The organism is Rhizobium leguminosarum (assembly GCF_001679785.1).
Taxonomy (GTDB): domain Bacteria; phylum Pseudomonadota; class Alphaproteobacteria; order Rhizobiales; family Rhizobiaceae; genus Rhizobium; species Rhizobium leguminosarum_R.
Genome location: NZ_CP016286.1, coordinates 1682558 through 1708014 on the forward strand (window position 1 = coordinate 1682558; position 25457 = coordinate 1708014).

Annotated in this window: 22 protein-coding genes; 11 read left to right on the plus strand and 11 right to left on the minus strand. The window is 62.9% G+C overall.

Annotation, left to right across the window (positions count from 1 at the left end):
* Positions 1-2: 2 nt before the first annotated feature.
* The 4 genes from murI to BA011_RS08530 all read right to left on the minus strand — a co-directional run bounded on the left by murI (position 3) and on the right by BA011_RS08530 (position 4281).
* Positions 3-803, minus strand: coding sequence for a glutamate racemase (gene murI / locus BA011_RS08515; RefSeq protein ID WP_065280119.1), 801 nt, complete (start codon positions 801-803; stop codon positions 3-5).
* Entirely contained in the window at positions 784-1614 is an 831-nt protein-coding gene (locus BA011_RS08520; protein WP_018483700.1) for an RNA methyltransferase, read from the minus strand. Before BA011_RS08520 ends, murI begins: the two co-directional genes overlap by 20 nt.
* A gap of 4 nt (positions 1615-1618) precedes the next feature.
* Positions 1619-3658, minus strand: a complete 2040-nt coding sequence (locus BA011_RS08525) for an FUSC family protein (RefSeq protein WP_065282455.1) — start codon at positions 3656-3658, stop codon at positions 1619-1621.
* Positions 3659-3753: 95 nt separating this feature from the next.
* On the minus strand, positions 3754-4281 hold the full coding sequence (locus tag BA011_RS08530) for a hypothetical protein (RefSeq protein ID WP_065282456.1): 528 nt from the start codon (positions 4279-4281) through the stop codon (positions 3754-3756).
* 187 nt (positions 4282-4468) lie between these two features.
* Between BA011_RS08530 and BA011_RS08535 the strand changes: the two genes are divergently transcribed.
* From BA011_RS08535 to BA011_RS08545, 3 genes are all read left to right on the plus strand, one after another.
* Complete coding sequence (locus BA011_RS08535; RefSeq protein ID WP_065280120.1) at positions 4469-5680, plus strand: NADP-dependent isocitrate dehydrogenase; 1212 nt, start codon at positions 4469-4471, stop codon at positions 5678-5680.
* Between the two features lie 70 nt (positions 5681-5750).
* Complete coding sequence (locus tag BA011_RS08540) at positions 5751-6197, plus strand: GNAT family N-acetyltransferase (RefSeq protein WP_065280121.1); 447 nt, start codon at positions 5751-5753, stop codon at positions 6195-6197.
* 76 nt (positions 6198-6273) lie between these two features.
* Positions 6274-6900 carry a glutathione S-transferase family protein gene (locus tag BA011_RS08545; RefSeq protein WP_065280122.1) on the plus strand — a complete coding sequence of 209 codons (627 nt, stop codon included), beginning with the start codon at positions 6274-6276 and terminating at the stop codon, positions 6898-6900.
* Between the two features lie 73 nt (positions 6901-6973).
* Here BA011_RS08545 and BA011_RS08550 read toward each other — a convergent pair whose 3' ends face one another.
* Positions 6974-7825 carry an AraC family transcriptional regulator gene (locus tag BA011_RS08550; protein ID WP_065280123.1) on the minus strand — a complete coding sequence of 284 codons (852 nt, stop codon included), beginning with the start codon at positions 7823-7825 and terminating at the stop codon, positions 6974-6976.
* A gap of 128 nt (positions 7826-7953) precedes the next feature.
* Between BA011_RS08550 and BA011_RS08555 the strand changes: the two genes are divergently transcribed.
* A complete protein-coding gene (locus tag BA011_RS08555; RefSeq protein WP_065280124.1) occupies positions 7954-8586 on the plus strand; it encodes a LysE family translocator in 633 nt (210 codons plus the stop codon).
* A gap of 93 nt (positions 8587-8679) precedes the next feature.
* On the opposite strand, the gene alaS is transcribed toward BA011_RS08555, so the two are convergent.
* Positions 8680-11334 carry an alanine--tRNA ligase gene (alaS, locus tag BA011_RS08560; RefSeq protein ID WP_065280125.1) on the minus strand — a complete coding sequence of 885 codons (2655 nt, stop codon included), beginning with the start codon at positions 11332-11334 and terminating at the stop codon, positions 8680-8682.
* Between the two features lie 154 nt (positions 11335-11488).
* Positions 11489-12583: a recombinase RecA gene (gene recA, locus BA011_RS08565; protein WP_012757658.1), complete on the minus strand. Its 1095-nt coding sequence runs from the start codon at positions 12581-12583 to the stop codon at positions 11489-11491.
* 229 nt (positions 12584-12812) lie between these two features.
* Between recA and BA011_RS08570 the strand changes: the two genes are divergently transcribed.
* Entirely contained in the window at positions 12813-13757 is a 945-nt protein-coding gene (locus BA011_RS08570; RefSeq protein ID WP_065280126.1) for a carbohydrate kinase family protein, read from the plus strand.
* A gap of 86 nt (positions 13758-13843) precedes the next feature.
* On the plus strand, positions 13844-14770 hold the full coding sequence (locus BA011_RS08575; RefSeq protein WP_065282457.1) for a pseudouridine-5'-phosphate glycosidase: 927 nt from the start codon (positions 13844-13846) through the stop codon (positions 14768-14770).
* A gap of 111 nt (positions 14771-14881) precedes the next feature.
* On the opposite strand, the gene BA011_RS08580 is transcribed toward BA011_RS08575, so the two are convergent.
* Complete coding sequence (locus BA011_RS08580) at positions 14882-16090, minus strand: helix-turn-helix domain-containing protein (RefSeq protein WP_065278963.1); 1209 nt, start codon at positions 16088-16090, stop codon at positions 14882-14884.
* Between the two features lie 254 nt (positions 16091-16344).
* Positions 16345-18948: a cell cycle histidine kinase CckA gene (gene cckA, locus BA011_RS08585; protein ID WP_065280127.1), complete on the minus strand. Its 2604-nt coding sequence runs from the start codon at positions 18946-18948 to the stop codon at positions 16345-16347.
* Positions 18949-19247: 299 nt separating this feature from the next.
* On the opposite strand from cckA, the gene BA011_RS08590 reads away from it, so the two are divergent.
* Positions 19248-20327, plus strand: a complete 1080-nt coding sequence (locus BA011_RS08590) for a flagellar biosynthetic protein FliO (RefSeq protein WP_065280128.1) — start codon at positions 19248-19250, stop codon at positions 20325-20327.
* A gap of 411 nt (positions 20328-20738) precedes the next feature.
* Positions 20739-21374, plus strand: coding sequence for a DUF1062 domain-containing protein (locus BA011_RS08595; protein ID WP_065280129.1), 636 nt, complete (start codon positions 20739-20741; stop codon positions 21372-21374).
* A 63-nt stretch (positions 21375-21437) separates the two neighbouring features.
* Here BA011_RS08595 and dksA read toward each other — a convergent pair whose 3' ends face one another.
* On the minus strand, positions 21438-21857 hold the full coding sequence (dksA, locus tag BA011_RS08600; protein ID WP_003540142.1) for an RNA polymerase-binding protein DksA: 420 nt from the start codon (positions 21855-21857) through the stop codon (positions 21438-21440).
* A gap of 276 nt (positions 21858-22133) precedes the next feature.
* On the opposite strand from dksA, the gene BA011_RS08605 reads away from it, so the two are divergent.
* From BA011_RS08605 to BA011_RS08615, 3 genes are all read left to right on the plus strand, one after another.
* On the plus strand, positions 22134-22628 hold the full coding sequence (locus tag BA011_RS08605; protein WP_065280130.1) for a SixA phosphatase family protein: 495 nt from the start codon (positions 22134-22136) through the stop codon (positions 22626-22628).
* A 75-nt stretch (positions 22629-22703) separates the two neighbouring features.
* Positions 22704-24179, plus strand: a complete 1476-nt coding sequence (locus BA011_RS08610; RefSeq protein WP_065280131.1) for a YcjX family protein — start codon at positions 22704-22706, stop codon at positions 24177-24179.
* The gene (locus BA011_RS08615) at positions 24176-25255 is read left to right on the plus strand and encodes a YcjF family protein (RefSeq protein ID WP_065280132.1); all 1080 of its coding nucleotides are present in this window, start codon (positions 24176-24178) and stop codon (positions 25253-25255) included. The genes BA011_RS08610 and BA011_RS08615 overlap by 4 nt, the downstream gene beginning before the upstream one ends.
* A 63-nt stretch (positions 25256-25318) precedes the next feature.
* Here the strand turns inward: BA011_RS08615 and BA011_RS44195 are convergent, their stop codons facing one another.
* Positions 25319-25456: a hypothetical protein gene (locus BA011_RS44195; RefSeq protein ID WP_186806520.1), complete on the minus strand. Its 138-nt coding sequence runs from the start codon at positions 25454-25456 to the stop codon at positions 25319-25321.
* Between the last annotated feature and the right edge of the window lies 1 nt (position 25457).

Consider the following 25457-nt stretch of genomic DNA (forward strand, 5'->3'; position numbering starts at 1 on the left):
AGCTACGCCCTCAATCCGAATCCCTGCATCAGCCGCCGGGTCGCAAAATCGGGATTGCCCGAGGTGAGCACCGCGAAGTCGAAATTGTCGGGATGCACAGCGTCTGCGATCAGCGGCACCAGTGTGCGGGCGCGGCGCGCGATCGCTTCGGCCGGGTCGAGCCAGTCGACCGGCCAGGGCGCAAGCCGCCGGAATAGGTTCGCCATGAAGGGATAATGCGTGCAGGCGAGCACGACGATATCGGTCTTTCGTCCGTCCTTCTCGACGAAGCATTGGTCGATCTCGGCAAGCACGGCGTCGTCGGAGACGGTGTCGCCGCGAATATAGGCCTCCGCCATGCGAGCCAGGTTCTCCGAGCCGACGAGGCGGACATGGCATTGCTGGGCGAAGGACTGGATGAGATCACGCGTATAGGCGCGCTTGACCGTGCCCGGCGTCGCGAGCACCGAGACCAGGCCGGACCGCGTGCGCTCCGCTGCTGGCTTGATCGCCGGCACGGTGCCGACGAAGGTCATCTGGGGAAAGGCGGCGCGCAGATCGGCACCAACAAGCGTGAAGGCCGTGTTGCAGGCGATGATGCAGACTTCAGGGTCGTGCTCTTCGAGCAGCCGGCCGAAGAGGCCGATTACCCGCTCCTTCAGCGCCTGTTCCTCCCAGCCGCCATAGGGAAAGCCGGCATCGTCGGCGACATAGATGAAGCCGCGTTCCGGCATCAGCACGCGCGCCTCGCGCAAGACGGTCAGCCCGCCAATGCCGGAATCGAAGACGAGGACGGGTTTCAGCTCATGCGTCGGCGCTGTCATCTGGCGGTGTTTCCTTGGCCGCTGTCGGGAACCGGCCGCCGCGCGGGCTCTTGCGCGAAAAACGGTCGAGGGAGGAGATGACGCCGCGCAACACGCTGATTTCCTGCTCCGTGAAGGCCCGGCGAGATAGAACGGCGCGCAGATTGTCGACCATTTTCGGCTTTTTCCCGGCGGGATGGAAATAACCGCGCGCATCGAGCGCCTCTTCCAGCTGGTCGAACAGGCCGAACAGCTGTTCCTTGGTCGAAGGCGTCTGCCCCATCGCCTGGAAGGGCACGGCGCCGAGATCCTCCATGCCGGATTTCATCCATTCATAGGACATCAGCAGCACCGCCTGGGCGATGTTCAGCGACGCAAAGGCCGGATTGACGGGAAAGGTGACGATCTCGTCGGCAAGCGCCACCTCCTCGTTGGTCAGCCCCCAGCGCTCGCGTCCGAAGAGGATCCCGGTTCCCTCGCCGGCGCGAAACCTCGCCCGGAGCGTCTCGGCGGCAATGACCGGCGAGCGCACCGGCTTGTAGCCGTCGCGCTCGCGCGCCGTCGTCGCATAGACGAAATTAAGGTCGGCGACCGCCTGCTCCAGCGTATCGTAGACCTTGGTTGCCTCGATCACGTGATCGGCCTTGGAGGCGGTCGCCAAGGCTTTCTCGTTCGGCCAGCCGTCGCGCGGATTGACGAGGCGGAGTTCAGCAAGGCCGAAATTCGCCATGGCACGCGCCACCATGCCGATATTCTCGCCCATCTGCGGCTCGACCAGAATGATGGCCGGCCCTTCGGCCAGAAGTTGACGCTCGCTGTTCGTGCCTGCCATGGTTCTATCCCTGTTTCGAGCGCGCAATAACCTCGCCCGGCGCAAACGGCAAGACATCAGCCTGCGGATAGAGCCTTTCCAGCGCCGAACCGATCATTTCGAGCCCGAGTCTGGCGCCTTCGCGCGACAGCGGCAGGTGCCGCCTTGTCGTCCGCGACGCCTTGCGCTCGATGAAGAAACAGGTCGAGCCGCGCGGGGCCGCATTCTTCATTAGCGCCAGATCCGACGCGATCAGCCTCTTCATCTCGTCAGCCTCGACCGGCGCTGCGTAGCTCTTCGCCAGGATGCGCGCCCAATAGGTGCAGGAGAGGAAGATCGCCAGCGTCTGGCGGATCTCGCCGGGCCGCGTCACCACCGACCAGGACGAGCCGAGCGGCCGCGCCGCCACCGTTACGTCGCGGTAACAGGCATCGATCTTCTGCGACAGTGCAATCAGCGCAAAACCGCTCTTGCCATCGCCGATCGCGCTCAACAACTCGTCCAGCGCCTGAAACCAGCGGGCGAGTGCGGCATCAAGCGCGCCGCGCGTGCGTGCCGGAAAGACCAGGAAGGCAACCGCCGTCCCGGCCACCGCGCCGATCAAGGTCTCCCCGATGCGCAGTTGCAGGAGATCGAGCGTCAGCACCCCAGTCATGCCGTAGACCAGGCAGAGCACGATCGAGATGAAGAAGGTCATCGTCGCGTAGGAGACCTGCAGGAAATAGAAAGCCAAGAAGATACAGATGCCGGCGACCGGAATGGCGATGACAGGCTCACCCGAAATCAGCGTTGCCAGCACGAGACCGATGGCAATCCCGAACACCGTGCCGAGCGAGCGCGACAGCGCCTTCATCGCCGTGTCGCCGCGCGAATTGGTGTTGGTGAAAACAAGGAAGGCGGCAAGCACCGCCCAGAACCAGCGCTCGCGCGACAAGAGCAGGCCGAAGCCCATGGCGAGCGCCGAGGCGAGCGTGATCTGCAGCGCCGAGCGCAGCAGCGGATTGGCGAATGAAAAGTCGATCTTCTCGGGCTGTGCCGTGTCCTTGACGGCATCGATGCCGGCAAAGCCGGAAGCCTGCCCCTCGCCAATCGCCTGCGTCAATTGCTGCCGCGCCTCGCCGAGCCAGAGTAGCGCCCGCACGGTTTCGCCTTGCGGCTCGTCCTTGATGGCTTCGGCCATCCCCTCATAGGTGGCGAGCTCCGCCTTGTCGGCCTCGATCACGGCATGGACGAGCGCAAAGGGCGGCAGGCTCTGGAAGCTCACCACGATCGCGCTTTCGGCAGCGAGATGTGCATCGAAGAGCCGAATCGCCAATTCCGCGGCGGGATCGGAAGCACCGTCGAAGACGCCGGCCGGCGGGCGTGGAATGAAGGTCTCGGCCATCAGCACCACTTCCTTCAGCCGGTCTTCCAGCTGGCGCAGCTCCTGCCGGTCGGCTTCGCCGATCTCGGCGCCACCGGCAAGGGCGGCGAGCTTGAAGAGGATCTGGTTGATCCGGCCGCGCACGCTTTCGAGCGAGCGCAGCAGGTCGCGCCGCCAGTCGTTCGGCAGGAGCACGGCTCTCACCAGGTGGCCAACGAGCACCGAGACGACGGGGCCGATCGCCACCGCTGGCAGCTCGGCAAGAGAAGGCCGGAAATAGGACCCCATGAAATAGGAGGTGAAGGCGAACATGCCGATCGCAAAACCGCGCGGCCCGAACACGCGGCCCGCCGATGCGAGCGCGATCACCACCAGGAAGACGAGATCGGAGAGCAAACGGCGATCCTCGAGGCCCGCCGCGATGGCGACGACGCCAAGACTTGCGACGCAACCGAAAAGCCGCGTCACCAGCTGTCGCGTATTGCCCTTGTCGCGAACCGCCACCCCGCCCTCGATCGACAGCACGATGCCAAGACCGAAAGCCGCGGTCGGCAACGGCACGATGAACATCTGGATGGCGAGGAGGACCAGGAAGGAGAAAACGATCGTCAGCGTCACCCGCGAAGCCATGCGCAGGCGCGAAAGCGCCGGATCGTTGGCAAGCAGCCAGTCGCGGAACTGAAAACCGGAAAACAAATGCAGAAGCCCCTCATGCCGCCCAGGGATCAACAGATACCGCCGCAAGAGCGGAAATCAAACCGCCTGAGATCACCCCGATGCTCTCGAATGTCGCGCGCCTATTGGCCCTTGGCAATCAGCGCCATCGTCGCCTTCAGGGAATCGCGCGCCTGCGTTTCGATATTCTCGGTGACGATATCGTCGATGACGGGCTTGCCGCCTTCTTCGACCACCAGGAAACGAACGGTCGTATACTCCTTGGCATCGGGCGCCGCCGAGCAGGCGGATTTTCGGAAGCGTACCGTCACCTCGGCCATGCCGTCGACCACCGGCGCTGCCGCCATCGTCAAATCCTCCAGCGGGCAGGCCTCCTGGCCATTGACGATAACGTCGTAGTCGAAGGGCGAAATGCCGTCATCGTCGACGGCAGGAAACTGTGCCGCCGCCTGGTACTTCGCGACGAAATCGCGGCTGTAGAGATGGTCAAGCCGGCTCGCATCGAAGATGTCGGTCCAGTCGCTGTTATTGTCGGCCCAATTGCTCTTGGTCGCCTCCATGATCTCCTTCACGGGAGCGGTAATGTCGGCGGCATGGCCGATGCCGGAAAAGGCGATAACGCTTGCGATAACAACGGCGAATGTCTTCATGGTCGAATGTCCGGGACGGCAGATCGAGGCGGACACTAGCCAATTTCCGGCGCTTGGCAATGGCGGCAAAAACGCATTGTCGAGCCCCTTGCAGCTTTGCGTTCCCTGATCACAATGCTATAGCGCTCCTCATCATATCACCCACCCGGGACGCCGGTCCCCATTGAAGCTCGAACGAGGCAGATACATGAACAAGATCAAGGTCGCCAATCCCGTCGCCGATCTCGACGGCGATGAAATGACGCGCATCATCTGGCAGCTCATCAAGGATAAGCTTATCCATCCGTATCTCGACCTCGACATCGACTATTTCGACCTCTCGGTCGAAAACCGCGACGCCACCAACGACCAGGTCACCGTCGATGCCGCCAACGCCATCAAGAAGTATGGCGTCGGCATCAAGTGCGCGACGATCACGCCGGATGAGGCCCGCGTCAAGGAATTCAACCTCAAGGAAATGTGGAAGAGCCCGAACGGCACGATCCGCAACATCCTCGGCGGCGTCATCTTCCGCGAGCCGATCATCTGCAAGAACGTGCCGCGCCTCGTTCCCGGCTGGACCAAGCCGATCGTCGTCGGCCGCCACGCCTTCGGCGACCAGTACCGCGCCACCGATTTCAAGTTCCCCGGCAAGGGCAAGCTGACGATCAAGTTCGTCGGCGAAGACGGCACCGTCATCGAGAAGGAAGTCTTCAACGCACCGGGCGCCGGCGTTGCCATGGCGATGTACAACCTCGATGAATCGATCCGCGAATTCGCCCGCGCTTCGATGATGTACGGCCTGATGCGCAAGTGGCCGGTCTATCTGTCGACCAAGAACACCATCCTCAAGGCCTATGACGGCCGCTTCAAGGACATCTTCGAGGAAGTCTACGAGACCGAATTCAAGGATCAGTTCAAGGAAGCCGGCATCACCTACGAACACCGCCTGATCGACGACATGGTCGCCTCGGCGCTCAAGTGGTCCGGCGGCTACGTCTGGGCCTGCAAGAACTATGACGGCGACGTCCAGTCCGATACCGTTGCCCAGGGCTTCGGCTCTCTCGGCCTGATGACCTCGGTTCTGCTCACGCCCGACGGCAAGACGGTCGAAGCCGAAGCCGCTCACGGCACGGTCACCCGCCACTACCGCCAGCACCAGAAGGGACAGGAAACCTCGACGAACTCGATCGCCTCCATCTTCGCCTGGACCCGTGGCCTCGCCCACCGCGCCAAGCTCGACGACAATGCCGAGCTCGCCAAGTTCGCTTCCACGCTGGAAAAGGTCTGCGTCGACACCGTCGAATCCGGTTTCATGACCAAGGACCTGGCGCTGTTGATCGGCCCCGACCAGCCGTGGCTCTCGACCACCGCCTTCCTCGACAAGATCGATCAGAACCTGCAGAAGGCCATGGCGTAAGCCGGTCTTTCCGAGATAACATCGGAGCGGCGGGGATTTCCCCGCCGTTTTATTTTGGGAGAATGAACCGATGACGGTCATCCTGCGACCGCTCGAACCCTTTGACCGAGCCGCTTGGGAACCCCTTTGGGAGGCCTATCAGCGGTTCTATGAAGTGGTCATCCCGCCCGAAACCACGGATCTCACCTGGGCTCGTTTCCAGGATCCTGACGAACCGATGCATGCGCTCGGCGCCTTCGATGAAGACGGCCAGCTTGTCGGCATCGTCCATGCCATCTTTCACCGCTCCTGCTGGCTGCCGCAATGGACCTGCTATCTGCAGGATCTCTATGTCGACAACAGCCAGCGCGGGCTCGGCACCGGGGCCGCTTTGATCGAGGCCGTCGCCGACCTCGCCCGCGCCAACGGCGCAGGCAGGCTCTATTGGATGACCCACGAAACCAATGCAACGGCCCGCCGGCTCTATGACAGGATCGCCGAGCGCTCCGGCTTCATCCAATATCGCAAGGCGCTCTAGCGGCCGGGACTTGCAGGCGGCCATCGCTGCGCTATTGATTCCGTGGGACCAATAACGGCAACACGAGGAGGACGTCATGACCGAAGAATTGGTATTCTATACGAACCCGATGTCGCGCGGCCGCATCGCGCGCTGGATGCTGGAGGAGATCGGCCAGCCCTATCGCACCGAATTCCTGACCTTCGGCGAAACCATGAAGGCGCCGGAATATCTCGCGGTCAATCCGATGGGCAAGGTGCCGGCAATCCGCCACGGCGACACAATCGTCACCGAATGCGCGGCGATCTGCGCCTATCTGGCCGAGACCTTCCCCGAAAAGGCCCTGGCGCCGAGACCGGAGGAGCGCGCCCGCTATTACCGCTGGATGTTCTTTGCCGCCGGCCCGCTCGAATCGGCGGTGACGATGAAGGCTCTCGGCTTCGAAATTCCCAAAGAGCGGCTGCGCATGGCCGGCTGCGGCGGTTTCGGCGACGTCATGGATACGCTTGAGAAAGCCGTCTCCGCTTCGACCTACATCACCGGCGAGCGTTTCACCGCCGCCGACGTCTATGTCGGCTCCCATATCGGCTGGGGCATCGGCTTCGGCGGCATCGAAAGACGCCAGGCCTTCCTCGACTATGTCGGCCGCATCAGCGAGCGCGAGGCCTACAAGCGGGCAAACGCCCTTGATGACGAAGCCATCAAGACCATGCAGGCCGCTTGAAAATTCCAGGACGCGAAAGGTCGCCTGACCGTCCAGGGACGCGGCAGATCCGCCGCGCCCCCGATCGACGACTTTAGACAAGCGGTATGTGAATGTCCGTCAAAAGCTCGGTCGGCGGCACCTCGCGCGGATTGTTGAGATATTCCTCGAACATGACCCTGTCCTTCAGCTGCCGACCGGATTTAGGCAGCCATTCGGCAAAGAGCCACTGATAGGACTTGGACATGTCGGCATAGGGACCCCTGTGGCGCAGCACCGCATAATCGCCGCCGTCGATCGTGCGCCGCTCCAAGGGTACCGCCGCCGGCACTTCGGCAGCGCCGGTGACGCAGGCGATCGAGCGCAGCTTTTCCTCCGGCACAAGATCGGGATCGTCGAGATAGACGCCGATCATCCGCATGTCGGGCTTGGCGAGGCCGCGGGCATAAAGCGTGCCGAACAGTGTCTCGAAAGCCTTGTCGATCTGCATGTAGGAGCCGGTATGGGCAACGCCGATCAACTCGATCGGCCCGATCTCGCGTATGGTAACGTCTAACATGGCTTTGGTCTTTCCGTCAGGTGAGGGTTCGAAGGTTGTGTGGCTTCCCTCTTTCCGATAGCGGGCCGGCGGCATGCCGTAGACCGACTTGAAGATACGATTGAAGGATTGGAGATTGGGATAGCCTGATCGCTTCGCAATTTCGCTGACGGCAAGCTCCGTGCGGACGATCTCGCCCGCCGCGCGATGCAGCCTGAGCCGCTTGACGGTCACCGCCAGCGTCTCGCCGTAAATCGCCCGGTAGATCCTGTGCCAGTGATAGCTCGACATGCAGGCGATCTCGGCAAGGCGCTCCATATCCAACTCCTCGTCGAGGTGGTCGTGAATATAGGCCGAAACTCGTCTCAGACGGTTTTCATAAAGTGCCCATGCCGTTTCGCCATTCATGTCGGAACCTCGTGCAAATCGATCGACCGCAGAGAACCATATCCCGATTTGACAAATCCTGCTGACTTGAACCTTCGGCGAATCCTGCGTAGACCGGAATTCCGGCTCGAACCCAAAAGGAATGATAGATGCCGGATTTTTCAACATTAATGCTCTTTGCCGCCGCAGCGCTGGTGCTGACCGCCACGCCCGGTCCCGACATGCTGCTGATCGCCTCCCGCAGCATCAGCCAGGGACGCGCTGCCGGCTTCCTGACCTATGCCGGCATCGCGCTCGGCACCTATTGCCACGCCCTTGCCGCAGCCTTTGGGCTGTCGCAGCTCTTCATGACCGTGCCGGCCGCCTATGAAACTGTGCGCTGGGCCGGCTGTTGCTATCTTCTCTATCTCGCCTACAAGACGGTCCGCTCGGAAGGCGTCGCCTTTCAGCCGGCATCGACGCTGAAGCGGCTGTCGGGCCGGCGTATCTTCTTTGCGGGCCTTGCCACCAATCTGCTCAATCCGAAGATGGCGCTCTTCGTCATGGCGCTCTTTCCACAATTCGTGAATGCGTCAGCCGGGCCGCTGACGATGCAGATGCTGATACTTGCAAGCATCCTGAACGGAATCGGCCTCGTCGTGAATGGCGCCGTGATTTTCCTCGGAAGCACGATCCGTTCGAGACTCCAGTCGGCGAGCCGTTTCCCGAAGTTACCGCAATACATTCTGGCAACGGTCTTCACCGGGCTCGCCTGCCGCCTGGCATTGCAGCCGCGAAACTGAACATCGAGGGACCACGGCGCTAAAAACAAAACCGGCTGCGAAATCCGTGATCTCGCAACCGGTTTGAATTTCAAACTGTTGTCAGGCGGCAGCTCAGCCGGCTAGTGCCACGGCAACCGCCTCAATCGCTTCACCGGCCTTCGATCCGTCGGGGCCGCCTGCCTGCGCCATGTCGGGGCGGCCGCCGCCGCCCTTGCCGCCGAGGGCGGCAGATGCGATGCGGACGAGATCGACGGCGCTGTAGCGCTGCACCAGATCCGGTGTCACCGCCACCACAGCACTTGCCTTGCCGTCGTCGGACACGCCGACGAGCGCGACGACGCCCGACCCGATGCTGGTCTTGCCGTCATCGGCAAGCCCCTTCAAATCCTTGGGATCGACGCCCGAAATCGCCTTGCCGAGGAACTTGACGCCGGCGACTTCGCGCACGGCATCGACCGAGCCGCCCTGCCCACCGCCCATGGCGAGTTTGCGCTTGGCGTCAGCCAGTTCCTTTTCGAGCTTGCGGCGCTCGTCCATCAGCGCTTCGACACGCGACAGCACCTCGCCCGGCTGCACCTTCAGCGAGGCGGCAAGCGTCTTTACGCGTTCGTCCTGTTCGGCCAGATATTCGCGCGCCGATTCGCCGGTGACGGCCTCGATGCGGCGAACGCCGGCGCCGACGGCGCTTTCGCCGAGAACGCGGATCAGGCCGATCTGGCCGGTGGCCCCGACATGCGTGCCGCCGCAGAGTTCGATCGAATAGGCTTTGCCGGCCTTGGCGCCACGCACACCCTCGCCCATCGCCACGACCCGGACTTCATCGCCGTATTTTTCGCCGAACAGCGCCATCGCGCCTTCGGCGATCGCATCGTCGACGCTCATCAGCCGCGTGGTAACCGGCGAATTCTGCAGCACGATCTCGTTTGCCATATCCTCGACGATCTTCAGTTCCTCGGCCGACATCGGCTTCGGATGCGAAACGTCGAAACGCAAGCGCTCGGGCGCGACCAGCGAGCCCTTCTGGGCAACATGGGTGCCGAGCACCTCGCGCAGCGCCTCGTGCAGCAGGTGGGTCGCAGAATGGTTGGCGCGCAGGCGCGACCGGCGGGCATGATCGACGGTCAGCACGACCGCATCGCCATCCTTGAACACGCCGTCGACGACGGTACCCTGATGCACGAACAGACCTTCGCCCCTCTTCTGCGTATCTGAAATCTCGATCTTGCCGTGGTCGGACGAGATCACGCCGGTATCGCCCATCTGGCCACCGGATTCGCCGTAGAACGGCGTCTGGCTGACGACGATCTGCACCTTGTCGCCGGCCTTGGCCTCGGTCGAAACCGCGCCCTCTTTGACGATCGCCTGCACGACGCCTTCAGCCGTTTCGGTGTCGTAGCCCAGGAATTCGGTAGCACCGTGTTTTTCCTTGAGCTCGAACCAGATGGTTTCCGTCGCCTTCTCGCCGGAACCGGCCCAGTGCGAGCGGGCTTCGGCCTTTTGGCGCTGCATCGCATCGGTGAAGCCGGAGATGTCGACGCCGATCTCACGGGCACGCAGTGCATCCTGCGTCAGATCGAGCGGGAAGCCGTAAGTGTCGTAGAGCTTGAAGGCGGTCTCACCATCCAGCATATCGCCCTTGGAAAGATCCGTTGTCGCGTCCGACAGAAGCGACAGGCCGCGTTCCAACGTCTTGCGGAAGCGGTTTTCCTCCAGCTTCAGCGTTTCCGAGATCAGCGCCTCGGCGCGCACCAGTTCGGGATAGGCGCGGCCCATCTGCTGCACCAGCGTCGGCAGCAGCTTGTAGACCAGCGGCTCCTTGGCGCCGAGCAGCTGTGCATGGCGCATGGCGCGGCGCATGATGCGGCGCAGCACATAACCGCGGCCCTCATTCGACGGAAGCACGCCGTCGGCGATCAGGAAGGCCGAGGAGCGCAGATGGTCGGCAATGACGCGGTGGCTGGCGCTGCCTTCCGCCTTGACGCCCATCGTGTCCTCGATGGTGCCGATCAGCGTGCGGAAGAGATCGGTGTCGAATACGCTCTGAACGCCCTGCAGAACGGCGGCCATGCGCTCCAGGCCCATGCCGGTATCGATCGACGGACGCGGCAGCGGCGAGCGCTCGCCGGGTGCGGTCTGCTCGAACTGCATGAAGACGAGGTTCCAGAATTCCAGGAACCGGTCGCCATCTTCCTCCGGGGAGCCCGGAGGGCCGCCCCAAACATTCTCACCCTGGTCGATGAAGATTTCCGAGCACGGGCCGCAGGGGCCGGTATCACCCATCTGCCAGAAATTGTCAGAGGTTGGGATGCGGATGATCTTGTCGTCGGAAAAGCCGGCGATTTTCTTCCACAGCGTCGCAGCTTCCTCGTCCTCGGAATAGACGGTCACCAGCAGGCGGTTCTTCGGAAGGTCGAAGCCCTCAGTGACGAGCTTCCAGGCAAGCTCGATCGCATTCTCCTTGAAATAGTCGCCGAAGGAGAAGTTGCCGAGCATCTCGAAGAAGGTCAGGTGGCGTGCAGTATAGCCGACATTATCGAGGTCGTTGTGCTTGCCGCCGGCTCGCACGCATTTCTGCGAAGTCGTCGCCGTCGAATAGGGACGCTTTTCGAGGCCGGTGAAGACGTTCTTGAACTGCACCATGCCGGCATTGGTGAACATCAGCGTCGGGTCGTTGCGCGGCACGAGCGGGCTCGACGGAACGATCTCATGGCCGTTCTTCTTGAAATAGTCGAGGAAGGTCGACCGGATATCGTTCACGCCGCTCATGCTATGCCCTTCAATGCTGCCGGAGGCAGGTAAATACAAATCCATCGGCTTTTAACGTTCGCCCCCGCCACTGTCCAGCAGACAAACAAAACCGGCCGCATTCTCATCAGGAATGCGGCCGGTTGGAACTGTCCGATGAGTTTAAGCGCGAAAATTACATTTCCGCGGAGGCATCGCCATCGCCGTCATCGGGCTCCGGTCCGCCGTTCTGCAGGAAGCGGTCGGCGATCAGGCCGGCATTCTGGCGCAGCGACAGTTCGATCTCGCGGGCGAGATCCGGATTATCGCGCAGGAAGGTCTTGGCGTTTTCGCGGCCCTGGCCGAGGCGCTGGCTGTTATAGGAGAACCAGGCGCCCGATTTTTCGACGATGCCGGCCTTGACGCCGAGATCGACCAGTTCGCCGGTCTTGGAAACACCCTCGCCATACATTATGTCGAACTCGACCTGCTTGAAGGGCGGCGCCATCTTGTTCTTGACGACCTTGACGCGGGTCTGGTTGCCGATCACCTCTTCGCGCTCCTTGACCGCGCCGATGCGGCGGATGTCGAGGCGCACGGAGGCGTAGAATTTCAGCGCATTGCCGCCCGTCGTCGTTTCCGGCGAGCCGAACATGACGCCGATCTTCATGCGGATCTGGTTGATGAAGATCACCATGGTGTTCGACTTCGAGATCGAAGCGGTGAGCTTGCGCAGCGCCTGGCTCATCAGTCGTGCCTGCAGGCCGGGAAGGCTGTCGCCCATCTCGCCTTCGATTTCGGCACGCGGCGTCAGGGCCGCGACCGAGTCGACGACGAGAACGTCGACGGCGCCGGAGCGCACCAGCGTATCGGTGATTTCGAGCGCCTGCTCGCCGGTATCGGGCTGCGAGATCAAAAGGTTCTGTAGGTCGACGCCAAGCTTGCGGGCATAGACGGGATCGAGCGCATGTTCGGCATCGACGAAGGCGCAGATGCCACCCTTCTTCTGCGCTTCGGCAATCGTCTGCAATGCAAGCGTCGTCTTACCGGAGCTTTCCGGCCCGTAGATTTCGACGATGCGGCCCCTCGGCAGGCCACCAACGCCGAGTGCAATATCGAGGCCAAGCGAGCCGGTCGAGATCGTCTCGATCTCGACAACATTCTCGTTGGAGCCGAGTTTCATGATCGAGCCCTTGCCGAACGACCGCTCTATCTGTGAGAGTGCCGCTTCAAGCGCCTTGCTTTTGTCCACCGATTTGTCCTCTACCAGCCGCAATGAATTCTGAGACATCCGATCCACCTTTAGGTTATTGAAGCCGCTCTAGCAATGTCGAGTTTGTACCCTATTTGTTCCATTTTCGCAATAGGCGATCAAATAATTGAAAGAAAAAGGTAAAACGACCCGTGTTCTGTATTTGTTTTATCGATGAAAAGCAACGACTTAGGTTCGAAGTGCTGGCACGAGCGGCGCAAGGCGCATCGCATCGATTCGCCTTTCGGGCATCGGGAGAGCGGCTCGGATGAAGAAAAAGATTCTCGTTCTCGGCGGCGCCCATATCGATCGGCGCGGCCGTATCTCCGGCGAGACGGCGCCTGGCGCCAGCAATCCCGGCATCTGGTTCGAGGAGCCGGGCGGCGGTGGCTTCAATGCGGCGCGCAACCTGGCAAGGCTCGGTTTTCAGGTGACGATGATCTCGCCGCGCGGCGGCGATCCGATGGGCGAGACGGTCGGAGAAGCTGCCGATTTCGCCGGCATCGACGACCGGCCCTTCGTTTTCCTCGACCGCAAGACGCCGAGCTACACGGCGATCATCGAGAAGGACGGCAATCTGGTGATCGCCCTTGCCGACATGGATCTTTACCGCTTCTTCGTGCCGCGGCGTCTCTCCATCCGCTGGGTGCGGGAGGCCTTCGCCGCGCATGATTTCATCCTCGTCGACGCCAACCTGCCGGAAGAGACGATCGCGGCGATCGTCGCAAAGGCACGTTCGCTAGGCAAGCCCGTCGCGGCAATCGCCATCTCGCCGGCCAAGGTCGTCAGGCTGAAGCCCTGCATCGGGGATATCGACTACCTGTTCCTGAATGAGGCTGAAGCTGCCGCCCTTGCTGGCGAGCGGCCGGAAGACGCCGCCGGCTGGCTACCTTTGCTGAACGAGATCGGCATCAGGAACGCCGTCGTCACCCGCGGCCGGCGCGAGCTGGTCGCACTTTGCGAGGGCCGCGCCGTGACGTTGCAGCCGCCGATTGCCGACACCGTCGCCGATGTCACGGGTGCCGGCGATTCCCTTGCGGCCGGCACGCTCGCCGCATTGATATCAGGCTTGCCGCTCGAAGAAGCCGTTCGTCACGGCACAGCAGCCGCCACGCTGACCGTCCAGTCGCGGCATGCCGTCAACGAAAATCTGACGCCCGATCTGCTGAATGAGGCGCTTGCCCTTGTTCCCAAGGTCAGAATTCTGCATTGAAGCGGCTGATTAAATAGTTGAGCATGATGTCGTCCGAAAACCGCTCGCACTTCGGCATCATGCTCTGTCGATCACAGGACAAGACCATGACCAAGCCCATCTCCCCTCTTCTGCCGATCGCCTATTCGAAGGAAGTCGCCAGCGCCAAGCAGCGCGGCGCGCCGCTGGTGGCGCTGGAATCGACGATCATCACCCACGGCATGCCCTATCCCGGCAATATCGAGATGGCCCGCAGCGTCGAGGCGATCATCCGCGAACAGGGTGCGGTGCCGGCAACGATCGCCGTCATTCACGGCACGCTGCATATCGGCCTTGAGGCTGCGGAACTAGAACAACTCGCCAGGGCAACCGAAGTGATGAAGGTGTCGCGCGCCGATCTCGCCTTCGCCATCGCCGAGCGCCGCACCGGCGCCACCACGGTCGCGGCGACGATGATCGCGGCGGCGCGTGCCGGCATCCGCGTCTTTGCCACAGGCGGCATCGGCGGCGTGCATCGCGGCGCCGAGGAAAGCTTCGATATATCAGCCGATCTCGAGGAACTCGCGCGCACCGGCGTCATCGTCGTCTGCGCCGGCGCCAAGGCAATCCTCGACATTCCAAAGACGCTGGAAGTGCTGGAAACCCGCGGCGTGCCTGTCGTCACCTATGAGAGCGAGGAATTCCCCGCCTTCTGGTCGCGCTCCTCGGGCATCCGCAGCCCGCTGTCGCTGAACAGCCCGGCCGCCATCGCCAATTTCCAGACGGTGCGCGAACAACTCGGCGTCGACGGCGGCATGCTCGTTGCCAACCCCGTGCCCGAGGCCGACGAGATCGCGCGCGAGGAGATGGAAATCTATATCGAGCGGGCGCTCGACAGCGCCGAGCGTGACGAAGTCACCGGCAAGGCGGTAACACCTTATCTTCTGTCGACCATCTTCGACCTAACGGACGGCCAGAGCCTGAAGACCAATATTGCGCTGGTTGAGAACAATGCACGGCTTGCCGCGGAGATCGCGGTGGCGCTGGGGGAATGAGCGGTGTGATGGGGTAGCTGGAATCGCTTCATCAGATAGGTGGTGCCGTTCCAGCCCCCTCTGCCTGTGTCCAGCCGATAGATGGGTAACAGATTGAACCGGATAGATGGGTTACAGTTCTCCCCCTTGTAAACCAGTGTCCGCCCCTGCGCCGGCTGGTCGGGGTTGCAGGGCGCTGGGGCGGACAAGCCGCTTGGTCTTCCTGTCGATGATGCCGAGCGGATGGGCATGGAAGCGTAGCGTCCAGATGCCCGCTTCATTCTCCTCGATCGCCACGACCTCGCCGGCCAGCGCTGCTGCGACATAGACGAGGTCGCCGTTCCATTTGATCTCGCCATTGGAGCGCACCCGGCGCACCGCCGCCTCGGCCGGATAGTCCGGTTCAGGCAGGCGGTCGGGCAGGCGCCGCAGTGACGGTCGGTAATGATCAGCAGGCACGTCCATAGCGAGCGCCTCGTGTGGACGCTCGGCGTTGTAATTCTGGCGAAATGCGTCAAAGACCGCCTGCTGCGCGGCATGGTCGACCTCCGGCGCCATGGCCAGCGGCAGCATCGTCAGATGGAAGCGTTCGTGGCGGCCGTTCTGCTGCGGTTTGCCCGGCTGGATGCGCTCCAGGCCGATGCCGAGCTTGATGAACCGCACAGCAAGCGTCGTCAGCCCGGTGACGCCAATCGCCGCGAAGGGCGAACCGTTGTCGCTGCGAAAGCGCTCCGGCAGTCCGTGCTCGGCAAACAGCCGCTCGAACACCGGCCAGGCCTCTGCCTCGGCCGGCGTCGCGCAGGCTTGCAGCGCCAGCAGAAAGCGGCTCGCCGTATCCATCACCGTCAGTGGCTCGCAGCGCCGCCCATCGCGGGTCCGGAACCAGCCCTTGTAATCGGCGCTCCACACCGCATTGGGCCCGTTGGCCGGTGCGAACGGGCCGCAACCAGCCGCCCGCCAGCGATGCCGCCGGCGCCCGACCAGCCCGTGGCGCTTCAGGATCTCGCCTATCGTCGAGGCCGCCGGCCAGCAAAGCTGCGGCGCCGACCGCTTCAGCCGCGCCAGCACCTTCTTCGGCCCCCACTGCGGATTCGCCTCCTTCTCCGCCACGATCCGCGCCACCAGCTCCGCCGCCGTTGCCCGCCCGTGCTCAAGCGGCGCCCGCGGCAGGTCGATAAGCCCCGCAGGCCCGAGCGCCCGATACCGCTCCAACCATTTGTAGCCCGTCTTGCGCGATATCCCGTAGGCAGCACACAGCGCCGTCATCGTCTCCTCGCCCGCAAGACATTCCCCAACAAAGCGCAGCCGCTCGTCCATGATGCCAGTCTCTCTCCAAACCATCGCCGGGTCCTCCCGGCTGTCAGAGAACTGTCACCTATGTAAACGGTCCGTTCTGTTACCTATCTATCCGGGTCGGACACCCCGCCGGGCATCTCCCCCACAGGTGGGGAGATTACAAGCGGCGAAAACTTCGCATCACATCAACGCTTCGCCGAACTGCAATGGATACTTGGTTGGGAAGCCGGTGCGCCCAGCCGATCTCCCCACCTGTGGGGGCTTGCACGGCACAGCTTCCCCGACAACCATCCCTTCCCTCACCCGTCCAACGTCTCCTTCACCACAACAGCGAGCTGTTTCAGCGAAAACGGCTTCGGCAGGAAGCCAAATTTCGCTTCCGGCGGCAGGTTGCGGGCAAAGGCATCTTCGGCGTAACCCGAGACGAAGATGAATTTCATGTCGGGATAGGTCTTGCGCAGCTCGCGCAGCAGCGTCGGCCCGTCCATTTCGGGCATGACGACGTCGGAGACGACGATGTCGACCTTGCCGTCGAGTTCTTCCAAGATGGCCAGCGCCTCGACGCCCGAGCCCGCCTCGTGCACGGTGTAGCCGCGCGTTTCCAGCATGCGCTTGCCGCCGCGGCGCACCGCCTCCTCGTCCTCGACGAGAAGGATGACGGCCGATCCCGTAAGGTCTTCCGGCTGCTGCGGCGATACCGGCAGCGGCACCACTTCGGCCCCGGCGACGGCGCCGTCGATCGAACCTGCTTCGGCGGCCACCGCCGGCTCCGGAATGTGGCGCGGCAGGAAGACGCGGAAGGTCGTGCCTTTGCCGACTTCGGATTCCGGCTGGATGTAGCCGCCCGACTGTTTGACGATGCCGTAGACCATGGCGAGCCCGAGGCCGGTGCCCTTGCCGACATCCTTGGTAGTGAAGAACGGCTCGAAGATCTTGTCCATGATCTCCGGTGCGATGCCGGTGCCGTTATCGGCGACTTCGACCAGCACCATGTCCTCGGCTGGCATGTAGGAGTAATTGAAGGCCGCGACCTCGGCGGCGGTCAGATTGCGGGTGCGCAGTGTCAGCGTGCCACCCTCGGGCATCGCGTCGCGCGCATTGACGCAGAGATTGATCAGCACCTGCTCGAACTGCGAAAGGTCTGTTTTGACAGGCCAGAGGTCGCGGCCATATTGCACGTCGAGCTTGACATTGGTGCCGGAAAGCAGCCGATCGACCAGCATGCGCAGGTCGCCGACGACATCGGTAAGGTTCAGCACCGAGGGCCGCATCGTCTGCTTGCGCGAGAAGGCGAGCAGCTGGCGCACCAGCACCGCGGCGCGGTTGGCGTTGCGCTTGATCTCTATCAGGTCGGCAAAGCTCGCATCCGAGGGCCGCGCCTGCAGAAGCAGGTGGTCGGAGGAAAGCAGGATCGCCGTCAGCACATTGTTGAAATCATGCGCGATGCCGCCGGCGAGCGTTCCCACGGCATTCATCTTCTGCGTCTGCGCCATCTGCGCTTCCAGCGCCTTCTGCTCGGTCACCTCGACGGCATAGACGATCGCCGCCTCCTCTGGCGCCTCGTCGCTCTGGTCGATGACGGCATTGACATAGAAGCGGAAATAGCGCGCCTCGTCGGTCGGTGTGCGGGTGTCGAGCGGCGCGATGTCGCCCTGCCGGTCCTTGGCCGCCGCCAGCGCCGCGGCCAGCTGTGGCCGGTCGCTTTCCTGCACGATGGTTTCAAGATGCGGCGCCTTTTCGAGGTCGTCGCGCGAGACGACGCCGGAGAACATCTTCAGGAACGGCGCGTTGGTCCGCAGGATGCGCCCGTTGCCGTCGACCGAGGCGATCGCCATCGGCGTATTGTTGAAGAAGCGTGTGAAGCGCATGGCGGCGGCCGAAGCGGACTGGCCGCCGGCATCGCTCTTTTCACGCGCCAGCACGATCGTCCGGCTTTCGCCGGGTGCGCCGTCGCGCATCGAGGTGACGCTATGGATGATCTGCACCGGTAGGCTCTGGCCGTTGCTCTTGCGCAAGTCGAGATCGAGCGTCACGGTCTTCTTCAGGCCCGGTTCGGCCTGCACCGACTGGATCAGCGCCAGTCCCTCGCCCGCCACGACATCGCCGATCGTCATCGAGCCCGGCACGAACTTGGTGAGGTCGAGGCCCAGCCATTCGGCAAGCGTCGCATTCAGGTAGAAGATCTCGCCCTTCCTGCCGGCGGAAAAGAAGCCGGCCGGCGCATGGTCGAGATAGTCGATCGCGTTCTGCAATTCCTTGAAGAAGCGCTCCTGGTCGTCGCGCTCAGTCGTGATATCGGTGATCTGCCAGATCTGCAGCGGCTTGCCGCCGTTTTCCTCCGGCTGCAGCAGCCGCGCCTTCAGCCGGTACCAATGCGCGCCGGAGCTGTTGCTGCCGGGCCCGACGGCGCGTAGCAGGCGAAATTCCTCCCGGCCTTCCTTGCCCTCGCGCAGCCCGTTGACCAGCCTGTAGAGCGCCTCGTTGGATTCGCGGTGGCGCGACAGCAGCGTTTCCAGCGTCTGCACCTCGGTCGCCTTGCGCGCGCCGGTCAGCGCGCCATAGGCGGCATTGGCATAGATGATCCGGCCTTTTTCGTCGGTGATCAGCGTACCGTCGGGATGGCTGTTGAGGAAGGCGCGCGCCAGGCTGTCGGATTGGCGCTGCGGCATCACTTCGATGAAGCCGATGACCGAAGACACCAGGAAGAAGATGCCGACCATGGCGAGCACGCCGAGACCGCCAAGCACGACCTCGTTGTCGAGCGATTTTTTGAAGAAGACGAAGGCGCCGGCAGCCGCGATCAGCACGAGCGCCAGCAGAAGAATGCGCAAGACCGTGCCAGAACGCCCCCCACGATCCACAAGCGGTGCGTTATAGTCGTCGGCCTGACGCGATTTCGTCATGTATTCCTCACATAAGCCCTCCCGCTTCGTAGCACGAACACGAAGCAGGAATCAGGCACTCTTTCCTTCTTAGCAATTTGCCGCGTCGGCAAAAACACCGCTAGCCGGCAAGACTGCTTGAATTCACAGGCAACAGCGCCATCTGCCCCAAAAGCCCAACGCTGCCACCCGTGCGCAAGGTCGCCGGGTGCCAAGCAGCGGAACACGAAATCGCGTTCTCCGGTGACTGGACAGCATCGGCGGCCCTTGCCTAAGGAACGGAAAAGTCGTCAATATGTGCCGAATGCGAAATGGAGTGAGTGACCATGTTGGATGATGTTGTCGGAGCTTATGGCAGCCGTTTCCTGCTTGCCGCCGGTGGCGTTGGTCTGGCGCTTCTCCTGCTCATCATCGTGCTCTGGGTGATCCGCAGCCGGGCGCCCTCGCCCTTCGTGCGCGGCGGCCGCAATCGCCAGCCCCGCCTGCAGGTGCTGGATGCCGCAGCCGTCGATGCCCGTCGCCGGCTGGTGCTGGTGCGCCGCGACGAGGTCGAGCACCTGATCATGATCGGCGGCCAGAGCGATATCGTCATCGAAAGCCGCATCCTGCCCGCGGCGGCCGAGCAGCCGGAAAGCGCAATCCGCCCGCAGCCCGTCGAGCAGCGTCCGATATCCGTCGATCAGCGTCCGGCATCCGTCGCGCGGCCGGAAACACCGCCGGTCTCGCCACCGCGCCCGCCGGTCGCAGCCCGTGTCGAGCCGGCCGCCGAGCCCACTTTCTCCGCACCGGTTTCGCCGGAGCCGCGCCCACGCCCAGAACCGTCGGCCCAACCGCCAGCTCAGCCGGCCGTGGCACCGCCGGTGGTCACGAGCCCTCTTCCAGCAGAGCCCGTGACAGCTCCGCTGTCGGCCGAACGCGACAATCCTCTGCGTGCCATCCCGCCCCAGCCGCGTCCGCTGGAGCGTCCCGTCGCTCCCCCGGCCGCGCAGCCCGCACCGTTCCACGATACCTCAAGTGCCGCCGAGATCCTCGATGCCGCCCGCCAGCGCGTGCTGCCGCAGCAGCGCATCGAACCCGAAGTCTCCGCCCCGCCTGTCAAGGACATGCCGGCGACCGCACGCGCCGCACCAGGTAGCGCCGAAGACGATTCGGCTGCGCAGTCGGCAGCAGCGAGCCGTCTTGATTTCCAGCGGGTGCTGGAACAGGAAATGTCGAACAATCTGACGGCTGAACGCATCGTGCCGGCGCCGGCAAACCAGGCGCCCCGGCCCGGAGCGCCGCAACCCGGAAACCTGCCGCGCCGCGATCCGGAAATGGCCCCGATCACCGGCGCCGATACCGATCTGCAAAAGGAAGTCGCCCGCATCTTCGGCGAGATGAGCGTCAACCGCGACAAGTGATCGGGCGCGACAAGTGACCGGAAATGCACGTCCGACCTTCCTTCATCACCAAGTTGCATAAAAGCCGCAATGCGGCGACTTTCAGTTCCCGATGCGCCAGGGGACTCCATCTTGTGCCGATAATTTGTTATCGCTCCGGTTGAAGAGCGTTGGCGCATCGAGGTCATACTTTGCCTAAGTAAATTCCGGTCTCACTCCAGTTTCACCCGTACTGCCGGACGGCGACACGCTGACGGCGTATGAACATGTTCATCGGGTGGTGGCGAGAGACCGGTTTGGCATTGTTGACATGTGCCATGTGCAGCTCCGCTGTCTCAGCTCTTCCGCCGCCCAGAACATCGCCACACCGCGCCCCCAAGGGCTTTCTCACGCACCATCCTGGTGGACTTCCGAACGGAAGACCAACACGATATGTGCAATACCCTTCGGGTCCGATGGACCATTCTGCCGAAAACAGCGCCCCAGCCCTGGATTGTGTGCAGCGGCTGCGGGGGCCTCAGAGCTTTCCGATGCAGCGACAAGATCCGGCTCAACGCCAATGGCCGCAAGCTCGATGCCTGGCTTATCTACAAATGCTCGACCTGCGAAAAGACGTGGAACCGTCCGATCTTCGAGCGCCGGAATGTTCGCGACATCGATCCCGCAGTCCTCGAGGCGTTGCAGTCCAACGATCCGGATTGGATCCGGGCAGAAGCGTTCAACCTCGAGGCTCTCAGGCGAAAGTCGCAGCGTGTCGACGAGTTTGCCGAATTTGAAATCGCAAAAGAGATGCAGCAGGAGATTGCCAATTGGACGAGACTGGAAATCGAACTGATGGTCCCGTTTCCATCCAGCACGCGCCTCGACCGCCTGCTGGCGTCCGAGTTGCAAGTTTCACGCACCCGGCTACAGGCTCTTCATGATGGTGGCATGCTGCGGACGGATTCGAATCGAGCCGACGTTTTGCGGCGACGGATCAAGAACGGCACCAGGGTTGCAGTCGACCTTGCCGCCGAGACCGGCCGGGAGCAATGGTGGCGGTCTGTGGCGACCGGGAGCTCGCCGTAATTGTAAAAGGCGCCGCGATCGGATCGCGGCGCCTATTCTGCTCTCATGCCTGCATGAAAACTCTCATTCGTCGCGATAGACCTTTTCGCGGCGTTCGTGACGCTCCTGCGCCTCGATCGACAATGTCGCGATCGGGCGGGCGTCAAGACGCTTGAGGCCGATCGGTTCGCCGGTTTCCTCGCAATAGCCGTAGGTGCCGTCTTCGATGCGCTGCAGTGCCGCATCGATCTTGGAAATCAGCTTTCTCTGCCGATCACGGGCGCGAAGTTCGATCGCCCGGTCTGTTTCCGACGACGCTCGGTCAGCGAGATCAGGATGGTTTGCGCTTTCCTCGGCCAGGTGGTCGAGTGTCTCGCGCGCTTCTCTAAGGATATCATTTCTCCATGCAACCAGCTTGGACCTGAAATAGGCACGCTGGTTTACGTTCATGAACTCTTCCTCTTCCGAGGGAACGTAATTGCTAAGATCGATCTTCTCACTCAACGCGATTCTCCTGAAGAACATCTCATCTGGCGGGGTGTATATCCCAAGCGCTAGTCGCGATTCAAGCCAAATACGACAGGTAAACAGATTTTTAAATCTGTTACAATTTTCGGCTAACGATCTATTTTGTCATGGTTATTCCGGCCGCCGTTTTTTGCTTCGCCTTCAAAACGCCGTGTTGTCAGCCACGTTTTAGGCAGTTGCGGCCCGCTTGGCGATTGACGGCGACCAATCGCAACCGCTACTGAAAAGACCCGCCCGATCCTGGATTTGCCCATGACCGTACCGCTGCCTCCGCCCAACCGCATCTATCTCCTGCGTCATGCCGAGGCCGCCTGGGCCGAACCCGGACAGCGCGATTTCGACCGTCCGCTGAACGAAAAGGGCTTTGGCGATGCAGAGATCATCGCCGATAAGGCCGCCGACAAGGGCTACCGTCCCGATCTCCTGATCAGTTCGACGGCGCTGCGCTGCCGCGATACATCAGGCGCCGTCCACCGGGCGATAGGCGTCACGCTCGACGTGCGGTATGTCGATGCGCTCTACAACGCCACGGTCGATACCTATCTCGAGATCATCGATGCGCAGGATGAGGCGGCCGTTATGCTGGTCGGCCACAATCCAACCATGGAGCAGGCGCTGGAGGCGCTTATCGGCCATGAGGCGATGGCAGGCGCCCTTCCCGGCGGCTTCCCGACAGCAGGCCTTGCCGTCGTCGATTACGACGCTTCCGCCGCCGTCTGGCGCCTCACCGATTTCGTCGTCGTCTGAAGACTTTCGCGCCGCTTCTTTTGCGGGCGGCGCGCCCTTCCTATATTGCCGTCAGTCACCAACCGGAATTGCGCCTTGCCGCCACGACTGACATCCTTTGCCGATGACGCCCGCATCGCCTTCGACAATCTCGCCGACCGGGCGAGCGGCCTCGTCAATCCGACCGTGCGGCTCGGCGTTACCGGCCTCTCCCGCTCCGGCAAGACGGTCTTCATCTCCTCGCTGGTCCACAATCTGCTGCATGGCGGCCGACTGCCGCTGTTCGAGCCGGTCCAATCCGGCCGCGTCTCGGCGGTGCGGCTGGAACCGCAGCCGGATGATGCCGTGCCGCGCTTCCAGTACGAGGACCATATCCGCGCGCTGGTGAAGGACCGTATCTGGCCGGATTCGACCCGCGCCATATCCGAACTGCGCATCACACTGGATTATCAGAGCGCCAGCGGCTGGAACCGGTTGTTTTCGCCTGGCCGCTTGTCGATCGATATCGTCGATTATCCCGGCGAATGGTTGCTCGACCTGCCGCTGCTCGGCAAGGATTACCGCACGTTCAGCGAGGAAACGTTGGCACTTGCCGAAACCGGCGTCCGCTCCGAGCTGTCGCGCCAATGGCTGGTGCTGACACGTACCACTGACATCCATGCCGGCGCCGACGAGATGGTCGCCCGCGACCTCGCCACCGCCTTTGCCGATTATCTCAAAACCTGCAAGGCCGACGAACGCTCGCTTTCCACCCTGCCGCCTGGCCGCCTGCTCCTGCCCGGCGATCTCGACGGCTCGCCGGCGTTGACCTTCGCGCCGCTGGCTCTGCCGCCGGACGGCCGTCCAGGCCGCGGCTCGCTCTGGACGATGATGGAGCGGCGCTACGAGGCCTACAAATCGGTCGTCGTCAAACCTTTCTTCCGCGAGCATTTCGCCCGGCTCGACCGGCAGATCGTCCTGGTCGATGCGCTGCAGGCGATGAACCGCGGCCCTGAAGCCGTGCAGGATCTGGAACGCGCGCTGACCGACGTGCTCGCCTGTTTCCGCCCCGGCACCAATTCGCTGCTCTCCTCCCTGCTCGGGCGCCGCATCGACCGCGTGCTGGTCGCCGCCACCAAGGCCGATCATCTTCACCATGAAAGCCACGACCGGCTCGATGCGCTGACCCGCCGCCTGGTGGATCGCGCCATCGAGCGCATCGGCATGGCTGGTGCCGGCATCGACGTCATGGCGCTTGCTTCCGTGCGCGCCACCCGCGAAGCGACCGTCAAGCGTGACGGCCATGAACTGCCGGTCATCGTCGGCACGCCGATGGAGGGTGAAACCATCGCCGGCGAGCGTTTCGACGGGGAAAGAAAGACCGCGATCTTCCCCGGCGATCTGCCGGAGGATCCGGAAAGCCTGTTCGACCGCATCGCCGCGGGCGAGACCGGCCTGCAACTGCCCGATGTCAACGTCGTCAGGTTCCGGCCGCCGCATCTCGAGGAAACCGGTGGCGGCATCAAGCTGTCGGTGCCGCATATCCGCCTCGACCGCGCCATGCAGTTCCTGTTCGGAGACCGTCTCGCATGAGCAAGCCCCCGTCCGATCCGCCGCGCCGCGCACCCGCCGCCTTCACCTATGAGGACGAAGCCACCGAGCGGCGTGACAACGGCCGGCAAGGAGGTGAGCGGCGCAAGCCGGAAAGCTTCTCTGAAAATATCGTCGTGACACCTGATGAGGACGATCCTTTCCTCAATCCCGACAAGGATCTGAGCGCCGTCCCCGTTGCAGCGCCGCGCAAGCGGCGGACCTCGTTCGGCAAGATCGCCGCCGGGGCCTTCGGCATCCTGCTGTCGCTCGCCATCGGCCTCTGGACCGATAGCCTGATCCGCGATCTCTTCACCCGCGCCGACTGGTTGGGCTATGCCGCCCTTGCCGTGCTAGCGGTCGGCATCCTTGCCGTGCTGGCCCTCGTCATCCGCGAAACCATCGGAATGATTCGCCTTGCCGCCGTCCAGACGATCAAGGCCGAGGCAGACGCGGCGATGCTCGAAACCCGACCAGTGAAAGCGCGCGCCGTCGTCGCACGCCTTACCACGCTCCTTTCCGCCAATCCGGAGACGGCGAAGGGCCGCGCGACGCTGAAGGCGACCGAGGGCGAGGTCATCGATCCCCCGCATCTGATCGCGCTAGCCGAACGGGAACTGCTCGCTCCGCTCGACCGCAAGGCCCGCGCCCTGATCGTCAATGCCTCGAAGCGCGTCTCGATCGTTACTGCTGTCAGCCCGCGCGCCGTGGTCGACCTGCTCTACGTGCTCTATGAGGCCGTGCGCCTCATCCGCGCCATGGCTGAGCTTTACGGTGGCCGGCCTGGCACACTCGGCATGTTCCGTCTGTTGCGTGACGTGCTGGCGCATCTGGCCGTCACGGGCTCGATCGCCGTCGGCGACAGCCTCGTCCAACAGGTGCTCGGCCACGGGCTGGCCTCGAAGCTCTCGGCACGACTGGGCGAAGGCGTCATCAACGGCCTGATGACCGCCCGCATTGGAATCGCGGCCATGGATCTCTGCCGCCCGCTCGCCTTTCGCGCCCTGAAGCGGCCGGGAATCGGTGATTTCATCGGCGATCTCACCCCCTCCATGTCGCCGCGCGGCAACAATCCTTGAACGAAGCAGCGATTCCGCAGTTTTCGCTTGCCGTAGCGTAATGCCGAAGAAATTTCAGTATATTCAATGCTTTAGTGACAGGTTTTTAAAACCATCACGGCGCGAAAACCCTGTACTACCTTGCATTTCGGCACAATCGAAAGGAAGGATTAACCATTCTTCGGCAAAACTTGCAGCCAGTTCGTGAGTGGTGTTTGCCAAG

Bases quoted from the DNA above. Each gene is read 5' to 3' on its own strand.
- BA011_RS08520 (WP_018483700.1), bottom strand. From the start codon at position 1,614: ATGGCAGGCACGAACAGCGAGCGTCAACTTCTGGCCGAAGGGCCGGCC.
- alaS (WP_065280125.1), bottom strand. From the start codon at position 11,334: ATGAGCGGCGTGAACGATATCCGGTCGACCTTCCTCGACTATTTCAAG.
- BA011_RS08575 (WP_065282457.1), top strand. From the start codon at position 13,844: ATGACCAAGCCCATCTCCCCTCTTCTGCCGATCGCCTATTCGAAGGAA.
- BA011_RS08595 (WP_065280129.1), top strand. From the start codon at position 20,739: ATGTGCAATACCCTTCGGGTCCGATGGACCATTCTGCCGAAAACAGCG.
- BA011_RS08570 (WP_065280126.1), top strand. From the start codon at position 12,813: ATGAAGAAAAAGATTCTCGTTCTCGGCGGCGCCCATATCGATCGGCGC.
- murI (WP_065280119.1), bottom strand. From the start codon at position 803: ATGACAGCGCCGACGCATGAGCTGAAACCCGTCCTCGTCTTCGATTCC.
- BA011_RS08550 (WP_065280123.1), bottom strand. From the start codon at position 7,825: ATGAATGGCGAAACGGCATGGGCACTTTATGAAAACCGTCTGAGACGA.
- BA011_RS08545 (WP_065280122.1), top strand. From the start codon at position 6,274: ATGACCGAAGAATTGGTATTCTATACGAACCCGATGTCGCGCGGCCGC.
- BA011_RS08540 (WP_065280121.1), top strand. From the start codon at position 5,751: ATGACGGTCATCCTGCGACCGCTCGAACCCTTTGACCGAGCCGCTTGG.
- BA011_RS08535 (WP_065280120.1), top strand. From the start codon at position 4,469: ATGAACAAGATCAAGGTCGCCAATCCCGTCGCCGATCTCGACGGCGAT.
- BA011_RS08615 (WP_065280132.1), top strand. From the start codon at position 24,176: ATGAGCAAGCCCCCGTCCGATCCGCCGCGCCGCGCACCCGCCGCCTTC.
- BA011_RS08530 (WP_065282456.1), bottom strand. From the start codon at position 4,281: ATGAAGACATTCGCCGTTGTTATCGCAAGCGTTATCGCCTTTTCCGGC.
- BA011_RS08580 (WP_065278963.1), bottom strand. From the start codon at position 16,090: ATGGTTTGGAGAGAGACTGGCATCATGGACGAGCGGCTGCGCTTTGTT.
- BA011_RS08555 (WP_065280124.1), top strand. From the start codon at position 7,954: ATGCCGGATTTTTCAACATTAATGCTCTTTGCCGCCGCAGCGCTGGTG.
- recA (WP_012757658.1), bottom strand. From the start codon at position 12,583: ATGTCTCAGAATTCATTGCGGCTGGTAGAGGACAAATCGGTGGACAAA.
- BA011_RS08605 (WP_065280130.1), top strand. From the start codon at position 22,134: ATGACCGTACCGCTGCCTCCGCCCAACCGCATCTATCTCCTGCGTCAT.
- cckA (WP_065280127.1), bottom strand. From the start codon at position 18,948: ATGACGAAATCGCGTCAGGCCGACGACTATAACGCACCGCTTGTGGAT.